This window comes from Flectobacillus sp. (assembly GCF_049240685.1).
Classification (GTDB): domain Bacteria; phylum Bacteroidota; class Bacteroidia; order Cytophagales; family Spirosomataceae; genus Flectobacillus.
Window position 1 is genome coordinate 1 of sequence record NZ_JBMLSD010000034.1, and the last position, 8,560, is coordinate 8,560.

An 8,560-nucleotide genomic window follows, 5' to 3' on the forward strand; every position below is an offset into this window, starting at 1 on the left:
AAGGCCAAAAGCCATTCTCTGAAAGCCCAAAGCATAATCTTAAATTTTATTTTTCCCAAAACTTAAAACTGAGTCAATAATAAAAATCATCTAACTATTGGACAAAACAAGAAGGTGAAAAAGGCTATTCAGCTGAATCTCACTTGCGTGTTTTGTCTAGTAATCAAAATCTTTTGATAATAATTGCATTACAATAACTGAAATACTGTTAACTAATAACGTCTTTTTACTTACCTAACAGAATAGTACTGAGACTGTTGGATTATCTGATTCAGCCATCGATTTTATAAATAATTTATAGAAATTTTACCCTTTAAAAATGTTAATCTACACTTAATATAAGAGTAACGATGAGGTAATTTCTGCTTGATAAGTTTGTGTCAAATTTTGAGAAGCCCAATTTTTTACATCTCAAATGACAACATTGTTAGTCCTATAATAATTACTTATGATCGACATTTCTCTTAAAGTACTGGTAGTAGATGACGACCCAGACATTTTGGAATTACTCCAATACAACCTCGAGGGCGAAGGCTATCAGGTATTCACCGCAGAAAATGGGAAAATTGCCGTTGAAAAAGCCAAGCAACATATCCCCGATTTGATTGTGATGGATATTATGATGCCGATTATGGATGGCATTGAGGCAGGACGAATTATCAAACAATTGCCCGAGCTCAGCAAAACCTATTTACTATTTCTTACTGCTCGAGCAGAGGAGTATTCAGAAATCGCCGCTTTTGATATTGGCGCAGACGATTATATCATTAAACCCGTCAAACCTCGTGCGCTTTTGAGCAGAATTAAGGCCATGCTCAAACGTGAATTGGCAGAAACTACAGGCTCTGAAAAAATTGTGATTGAAGACCTTACTATCAACAAGCAAAACTATTCGATAGCTGTAAATAGCAACTCTTGGGTTCTGCCCAAAAAAGAGTTTGATTTGTTGATGTTCTTTGTATCAAATCCCAATAAAGTATATTCTCGCGACGAAATCCTATCAAATGTTTGGGGAAGGGGAATACATGTTACCGAAAGAACTGTGGATGTGCATATTCGTAAAATTCGTGAAAAAATTGGGGATGATTATATCAGAACCATAAAAGGAGTCGGCTACCTTTTTGCCAACTCGTAGAAACAAAACCAAAACCTCATCAAGAAACATCACCATTATTGTATAACATTATTTACCAGCAAATTAGTCAAGTCACATTTGTGCGGTCAGAAGGATTTTTATCAGATTTTATTTTGAAAGTTTTTCCTGTTTCATGAAAATAAGGAGTCTTTCAAAGAACTACCAGTAAAATATCTTTCGATTAGTACTCAATTCATTTAGACATCTTCTCGTCTGCCTCTAAACAACCTACCTGTATTTTGTTTGACTAATTTGTTGGTTTTTCCTTTCACAAACTTCATTTCAATAATTAACATAAGCATAATATACAGACAACCATAAGGTTAAAGTAAATTCTCAATTTTGATTAACATTAAAATAAGGCAGAAAATGCACTAAACGACTATTCTAAATATCGTTTCTGTCTTTTTGAATTGGATTGGAATAGAGACTTACATGAAAACACCAGCTCAATATAAAACCATTATTATCTCAGACTTACACTTGGGGTCTGAAGGCGCAAAGGCCAAGGAAGTTGTGGCATTTTTGAAATCAACTTCTTGCGAAACGCTTATTATGAATGGCGATATCATCGACGGCTGGCAACTAAAAAAGGGTGGTTCTTGGAAAAAAAAGCATACTGCTTTTTTTCGGGTCGTTCTCAAAATGATTGAGGAGTACGGCACCAAGGTAATCTATCTACGAGGCAACCACGACGATTTTTTAGACCAAATTATTCCATTCCAACTTGGAAAACAGTTTTGTATCCGAAAAGACTATATACTTAAATCGGGTAAAAAACAATATTTTATTACCCACGGAGATATTTTTGACTCTGTCACATCGCACATGAAGTGGTTGGCACACCTAGGCGATATTGGTTATACTTTCCTTCTGAGCCTTAATAAGCTCTATAACCGTTATCGTGCATGGAGAGGTATGCCATACTACTCCTTTTCACAAAAGATTAAACAGCAGGTGAAAAAGGCTGTAAATCATGTGTCAGATTTTGAGGAAAAACTTGCCGAGTTAGCTCTAGCCAATGATTGCGAAGGAATTATTTGCGGTCATATCCATAAGCCAGAAATAAAAAATATTGGGGAGGTCACTTACATGAATTCTGGCGACTGGGTAGAGTCGTTGAGCGCCTTGGTCGAGTCTCATCAGGGGCAATGGGAATTGCTGTTTTACGCAAACGAAACATTTCTTCTCAGCGAGGAAGATAGTAATGATTTAATATTAAACGAGAACAAAAACTAGAGCTTAGCCTCCTAAGCATTCCTATAAATTTTACAAGATGAGTAAATTTTTGTTTGTTGTACAAGGCGAGGGCAGAGGTCATTTGACACAAGCGATTTCTTTGTCCGAAATATTAACTTCGGCAGGTCACGAGGTGGTTGCTGTTTTGGTAGGAAAAGGCAATAGCCAAAAATTACCTTCTTTCTTTCAGGAATCTATTCAAGCGCCCGTACAAACTTTCCCTAGTCCATCGCTCGTATACGGACAAGGAAAGGCGCTAAGAGTATGGGATACCATCAGTACTCATTTATTAAAATTCCCGCTCTATTGTAAAAGTGTAAAATACTTAAAAGAGCAGATTGAATTTTATCAACCCGATGCGGTCATCAACTTTTACGAAATGATATGCGGGCTTTATTTTGCTACGTATCGTCCTGCTATTCCATGTATTTGTGTGGCGCATCAGTACCTCTTGTTGCATAATCAATTTAATAACATCTCAAGAAATTGGTTCGACAGACAGTTATTGAATTTCAATACTAAAGTTACAGCTCTGGGAAGCAGTCAAAAATTGGCACTTTCTTTTGATCAAATGGAGAATGATATTTCTAACAATATAGCCGTAGTTCCTCCATTATTACGTTCGGAAGTAAAACGCTTAAGTCCTACAAGCAAGCCTTTTGTTTTGGCCTATATCACCCATCACAAGCTAGCCGAAGATATAGCCACTTGGCACGAAAACCACCGCGATGTGCAGATTCATTGTTTTTGGAATAATCCTGATTTCTCGGATGAATGGGTCGTAAGAGAAAATCTGACCTTTCATCAGGTCAACGCTGAGAAGTTTCTGTTGATGATGGAAAGCTGTTCGGGATTGGTCTGTACTGCTGGATTTGAATCTGTTTGTGAGGCTATGTATTTGGGCAAGCCAATCATGATGGTGCCTGTTCCAAACCATATTGAACAAATGATAAATGCTCATGATGGGCAACGCGCGGGTGCTGGCTTGGCTTCTTCCGAATTTGATTTTTCAAAATTCTTAAACTACTTGCCTCATCACAAAAGTGTTCAGAAAGAATTTATTGACTGGCAACAGCAAGCTAATCGCCTTTTCCTGCAATATCTCGAAACTTTGACACAAAAACCTACTCAAATTTTTACCTTCAAACCTACTGGTTCAAGACTTGGTTCTTGGTGGAAACAGTTGGCTTTTAGGTAGTAGTTTGTATTGCACTCTCTCAAAATCCCGTAACGAGATACAATTCGTTACAATATCTTTAGCATTTAGAATAGTTATCGCCAAAAGCCAACTTCTTTGAGGTTGGCTTTTTTGTATCCTTTGAATAAATTTAATATTGAACCTATCCGTAGAATGATAACTTTGCAGTAAAATTTCGTGTGTATTTGAGTGTTTTGTGTTGAATAGGGTTGACTTGAGAGCATCAGGCAACTGCCAGCGCTTTTTTATAGATATTAATAACCGAATGTATGTTTTCGACTAAAGCCTAGAACCAAAAAAACATAGCGGAAAGTCGAAAGCTATTCATAAAATATCACCAATATGAGTCCACTTTAATTACATAGTTAAATGGAATTTAGTCAATAAGCCTGTGATTGATGATTACAGGCTTTTTTATGATGAAGGTACCAATACAATTTTTCCGATATGGTTCGACGATTCCATTAATCGATGCGCTTTGGATGCTTCTGCCATTGGGAATCTGGCAAAAATTGGTACTTTAAAATGCCCATTTTCTATCAAAGGCCATACTTTTTCGTAGATTTCAGTAGTTAGACTGGCCTTGAAACTAACTTCTCTTGCTCTCAAGGTACTTCCTGTAATGGTCAGTCGTTTTTGCATAATTTTCAAAATATCTAGTTCAACATTCTTCCCGCCCATGGCATTTATATACACCAAACGCCCTTCTGGTTGTAATAAATCCAAATTTTTTGAAAAGTAATCACCCCCAATCATATCTAAAATAACATGGATTGAGTCATTTTTAAGCACTTCCCAAAACGCCTCTGTTTTGTAGTTTACAAATTTTTCTGCCCCAAGTGCAAGGCAAGCGTTCCCTTTTTCCTCATTTCCAACTGTTACAAATACCTTGGCGCCACAGGCCTTTGCTATTTGGATAGCGGTAGTACCTATGCCACTACTTCCGCCATGCACTAATAACCCTTCATTTTGTTGTAAATGACCTCTTTGAAAAACATTATGCCACACGGTATAAACTGTTTCGGGCAAACATGCTGCCTCTTCATAAGAAAAACCTACAGGAATTGGCAAACAATGCGATTCATGAACATTTACCTTTTCGGCATAGCCTCCGCCAGCCACAAGAGCACATACTTTATCACCGATTTTCCATCGTGTCACCTGACTGCCAATTTGTATAATTTTACCTGATACCTCCAGTCCCGGTATGTCATGAGGTGCTCCTTTGGGTGGCGGATAATTACCTTTTCGCTGTAAAATATCTGGTCGATTGACCCCAGCAGCGGAGATTTCGATAATTACCTCATTCATATCGCAAAGCGGATCGGAGTATTCACCCCAAATTAGGTTTTCAGGCTCACCAAATGATGTTATTCTGACAGCATTCATGTTTATTTATTTTTTATTAAGTAAAAGTAAAGCGCAAAACAAAACCCGACTTTCTGCGTACTTTAACAATTTGATAATCTTATTAAATTTGAACTTTTTTTAGAAAATGCTAGTTTTATATTCAAATACAAAACAAAAGAGTTTTGTGATTTTTCAAATTAGGATTCAATTAAGTTTTGAAGAAAAATTGAAAATTTTTTATTGCTAAAAAGCTGTTAGCTGAAATAAAATAGCCTAAGATTTAGGTAAAAAAATTAGTTAACAGGATGCTGCCGATTTGAATATACTCATAATCAGCATAATATTGATAAAATATCCTGCAAGTATATGCTTAATTTAATTTTTTACTTTTTTGAAAGTAAGATAGAATTTGAATTTAAGCTTACGAAATATAGGTCAATGATTATTGAAAAACAGCATGAGAAATTTTCCTATTTCCTGACAACTTAAACCTAATTTTAATTTCTTAAACAAATATAAATATGACAAAACAAAGTTGGAGTGCCTTGAATCGTCACACTAATTGGCGAGCGCACAAAGCTAAAAAGCAGGATAATCCTCGCTATCAGCACAGATTTCTGAAAAATGAAAATCAAAATCCAGAAAACGACAAAGTATCTTATGACTGGATTCACTAAAACAAAAAATTGAGTTGCAACCCGATCGATAGATTGGGATTTTTTGTTTTTAGGGGTTTCCTCTACTCTACAGATTACGAAGTTTGGCTAAATACTCAAACTCTTCGTCCAACTTTTTGGTTAAATTTTCAAATAGGTGAAAATAAGCCTGATACTTTTCATGATTTTCGGCATTGGGTAACCACTCCTGATGAAAAGTTAGGGATTTGACCGCTGTATTCAGATTTTCAAAAATACCCATTTGTGTCAAAGTAAGTAGTGCAGTGCCTTGTCCAACACCGTCATATCCCAAATTTGCTGTTATTCTTTTCCCAAAAATATCCGAAAGCATTTGTACACACAAAGGATGGGATGCAAAACCTCCATTGATTCTAATTTCATCGATTTCTCTAAACTCAGACAACATTTTGCCAATGCTGTACACGCCAAGCAGTATGCCCTCTAACGTTGCACGTGCCAGATGAGACTTGGTATGCTTGATATGTAATCCAAAGTAAGAACCCCTCGCATCTGCATTCCAGATGGGCGCTCGCTCACCCAAAAGGTAGGGCAAAAACAATAAGCCATCTGCTCCCAAAGGGATAGACTCTATTTTCTGGAAAATTTCGTCGAGCACTTCTTCTATATAGGAATGTTCCGAAAAATCCCCAAATTCCTTTGCAAACCACTCGAATACAACCCCCGCATTATTCCCGGGACCTCCACTGATATAGCATTGGTCGCTGAGTAAATAGTTGAACAATCTTTGCTGAGAATCCTCCAAAATCTGTTTTCCTGCTACCCTCACAGCCGAACTTGCCCCAATCGAGATTACGGCTTTTCCTTCGGTCAGTATACCTGCACCTAGCGTAGCCAAGCAACCATCAGTCGCACCGATGATGAGTTTGGTTTCGGGAGATATTCCCCAAGATTTTGCGATTTCGGGTTTTAATTTCAGACTGGCATCAAACACCGAACAAACTTCAGACAAGTGATTGGCGCTAATATTGGCGAAATCTAAAGAATTCGTTGCCCATTTTTTTGAGGAAATGTCCAAAAATCCTGTCGAGGAGGCCATACTCTCATCTACAAGGTATTGCCCAGTAAGTTGAAAGAGGATATATTCTTTTAAGGAGATATATTTGGCAATTTTTTCTGAAAATATTTGCTTATTTGACTCAATCCAAGCCACTTTCATAAGGGGCGACATGGGGTGTATTGGCGTGCCTGTTTGCGTATAAACCAAGGTTTGTAGGCCACTATCCTTCATTTTCTTAACCTGATTTTGGCCACGATTATCTGCCCAGATAATCGCTTGCCCCAACGGAATTCCTTTGGCGTTGACAGGCAGAACACTATGCATCGAACCACTAAACCCTATCGAAAGTATTTTGATTTTATTAGGATGGACAAATTCATTGATTAAGGTTTTTACTACAAATAAAGTAGTAATGTAAACTTGTTCAGGGTCTTGTTCGCTCCACTCGGGATGGGGATGAAATGTAGGATAAGAACCTTGTTTTTGGTACAAGAATTGACCACCGAGTTGATAAACCTGCACCTTTACCGAGGTCGTATTGATATCTATTGTGAGGATTGCTTCCATTGTTATGTTACTTTGAGCACGAGCGTTTGGATAATCAATTATTCAGATTAGGAATGCATTTTTCTGAAATCCCTAGGCGTATAACCCGTTAATTTCTTGAAGGTAGTAGAGAAATGTTGCGAAGAATAAAAGCCTGTTTCAAATGCAATATCAGTTAATGACTTTTCGGTACTTTTTAATAACCTACTTGCCTCTGCTATTCGGATATTAATCAGATAGTTAAGCGGTGAAAATCCCGAATGTCTTTTTACCTTTTCCGAAAAAGCGGTATTTCCTAAACCCACAAGTCCTGCCATTTCTTCCAAGGTCCAAGGATGTTCGAGGTTCGCTCTTAGCGACTGTTCTAATTGCAAAAATGACTGAGAAAAATCTTGGTTATTTCTTTCTGTTTTACCCAATGCCCTAGTCCAAGTAATCAACAACTCATCGATAAGCTGTGGCACTCTTGTTCTAAAACCAAATGGCTGGCTTTGTAATTCTTGCCCGATTTCACCTATCAATTGGCTAATGGTTTGATTTCTTGGGATAAGAGGTTTAGCGTTTGAAAGGAATAATTTAGCCATCACCACCTGTTCGCTGTACGAAATACGACTCCACTCGCCCAAGATTAAATTACCATCCTTGCGCCAATGACTTGGTAATATTTCACAATAGCAAATCGAGCCTATATCCAAGTAGCCCCTCGGACTCCCAAATTCCTGCCAAGGATGTATAATCAATGAGTCATTTGGGTACAATGGATAAATTTTATGCTCTATCTGCCATTCATATTTACCTTCCGAACAACAATAAATCCCAATCCCGGCCCGCCGCTGGATTTGCCAAGAATCGAGTAGAATTTGCTGAATTTTTTGCGATACTGCGCTGATTATATAAGGAAATTCTTTTAGTTCTTCTGACTCGTTTTGTATGTAATAAAAATTGGAATTCATAAGGTGATTACAAAATCATGGTGTGCTTCAACCATTTTGTAATTTAGGCAGGTTGTTTGGTTCCTAACAAACTACAAGAGGGAATTTTTTTATTTTTTTTAGTAAAACAAAACAAATTATTGAATACTATCCTCAAAATAAATGCTCCAACAACTTAATTCGTTCACAGATAGGAGGTTCCGTCGATAATTTTTATAGGCGACAAGATGGATAATTTCAAATATTTTACACTGAAAAAAAATGAAAGTTTTAAAAGAAATAATCCAAGAATTTTGACACATTGATTTTATAGGTAAGTAGGAAAACGTTATTAGTTAACAGTGTACTTGTTATTTGAGAGCATTCATAATCAAAAGGTTATAGTCAAATTTTGCCTCAGATATACTATTAATCTAATTACTGGACAAAAAGAGAAAAGGTATTTAGACTTTTTCAATGAATGTT

7 protein-coding genes are annotated in these 8,560 nt (G+C 36.9%); 4 read left to right on the forward strand and 3 right to left on the reverse strand.

The window, feature by feature from the left end:
* Positions 1-448: 448 nt before the first annotated feature.
* From ACOVQ4_RS01660 to ACOVQ4_RS01670, 3 genes are all read left to right on the forward strand, one after another.
* Positions 449-1,135 (forward strand): response regulator transcription factor, encoded by a 687-nt coding sequence (locus ACOVQ4_RS01660; RefSeq protein ID WP_421818927.1) that lies wholly within the window; start codon positions 449-451, stop codon positions 1,133-1,135.
* A 435-nt stretch (positions 1,136-1,570) separates the two neighbouring features.
* Entirely contained in the window at positions 1,571-2,374 is an 804-nt protein-coding gene (locus tag ACOVQ4_RS01665) for a UDP-2,3-diacylglucosamine diphosphatase (RefSeq protein ID WP_421818928.1), read from the forward strand.
* Between the two features lie 37 nt (positions 2,375-2,411).
* Positions 2,412-3,572 (forward strand): glycosyltransferase family protein, encoded by a 1,161-nt coding sequence (locus ACOVQ4_RS01670; RefSeq protein ID WP_421818929.1) that lies wholly within the window; start codon positions 2,412-2,414, stop codon positions 3,570-3,572.
* 414 nt (positions 3,573-3,986) lie between these two features.
* Here the strand turns inward: ACOVQ4_RS01670 and ACOVQ4_RS01675 are convergent, their stop codons facing one another.
* Positions 3,987-4,961, reverse strand: coding sequence for an NAD(P)H-quinone oxidoreductase (locus tag ACOVQ4_RS01675; protein ID WP_421818930.1), 975 nt, complete (start codon positions 4,959-4,961; stop codon positions 3,987-3,989).
* A gap of 482 nt (positions 4,962-5,443) precedes the next feature.
* Here ACOVQ4_RS01675 and ACOVQ4_RS01680 point away from each other — a divergent pair, with 482 nt between their 5' ends.
* The gene (locus ACOVQ4_RS01680) at positions 5,444-5,599 is read left to right on the forward strand and encodes a hypothetical protein (RefSeq protein WP_421818931.1); all 156 of its coding nucleotides are present in this window, start codon (positions 5,444-5,446) and stop codon (positions 5,597-5,599) included.
* A gap of 67 nt (positions 5,600-5,666) precedes the next feature.
* On the opposite strand, the gene ACOVQ4_RS01685 is transcribed toward ACOVQ4_RS01680, so the two are convergent.
* On the reverse strand, positions 5,667-7,184 hold the full coding sequence (locus ACOVQ4_RS01685) for a gluconokinase (RefSeq protein ID WP_421818932.1): 1,518 nt from the start codon (positions 7,182-7,184) through the stop codon (positions 5,667-5,669).
* Positions 7,185-7,231: 47 nt separating this feature from the next.
* Complete coding sequence (locus ACOVQ4_RS01690) at positions 7,232-8,116, reverse strand: helix-turn-helix transcriptional regulator (protein ID WP_421818933.1); 885 nt, start codon at positions 8,114-8,116, stop codon at positions 7,232-7,234.
* Between the last annotated feature and the right edge of the window lie 444 nt (positions 8,117-8,560).

Excerpts from the sequence above, each read along its gene's own strand:
- ACOVQ4_RS01665 (WP_421818928.1), top strand. The coding sequence starts at position 1,571 with ATGAAAACACCAGCTCAATATAAAACCATTATTATCTCAGACTTACAC.
- ACOVQ4_RS01675 (WP_421818930.1), bottom strand. The coding sequence starts at position 4,961 with ATGAATGCTGTCAGAATAACATCATTTGGTGAGCCTGAAAACCTAATT.
- ACOVQ4_RS01670 (WP_421818929.1), top strand. The coding sequence starts at position 2,412 with ATGAGTAAATTTTTGTTTGTTGTACAAGGCGAGGGCAGAGGTCATTTG.
- ACOVQ4_RS01690 (WP_421818933.1), bottom strand. The coding sequence starts at position 8,116 with ATGAATTCCAATTTTTATTACATACAAAACGAGTCAGAAGAACTAAAA.
- ACOVQ4_RS01680 (WP_421818931.1), top strand. The coding sequence starts at position 5,444 with ATGACAAAACAAAGTTGGAGTGCCTTGAATCGTCACACTAATTGGCGA.
- ACOVQ4_RS01685 (WP_421818932.1), bottom strand. The coding sequence starts at position 7,184 with ATGGAAGCAATCCTCACAATAGATATCAATACGACCTCGGTAAAGGTG.
- ACOVQ4_RS01660 (WP_421818927.1), top strand. The coding sequence starts at position 449 with ATGATCGACATTTCTCTTAAAGTACTGGTAGTAGATGACGACCCAGAC.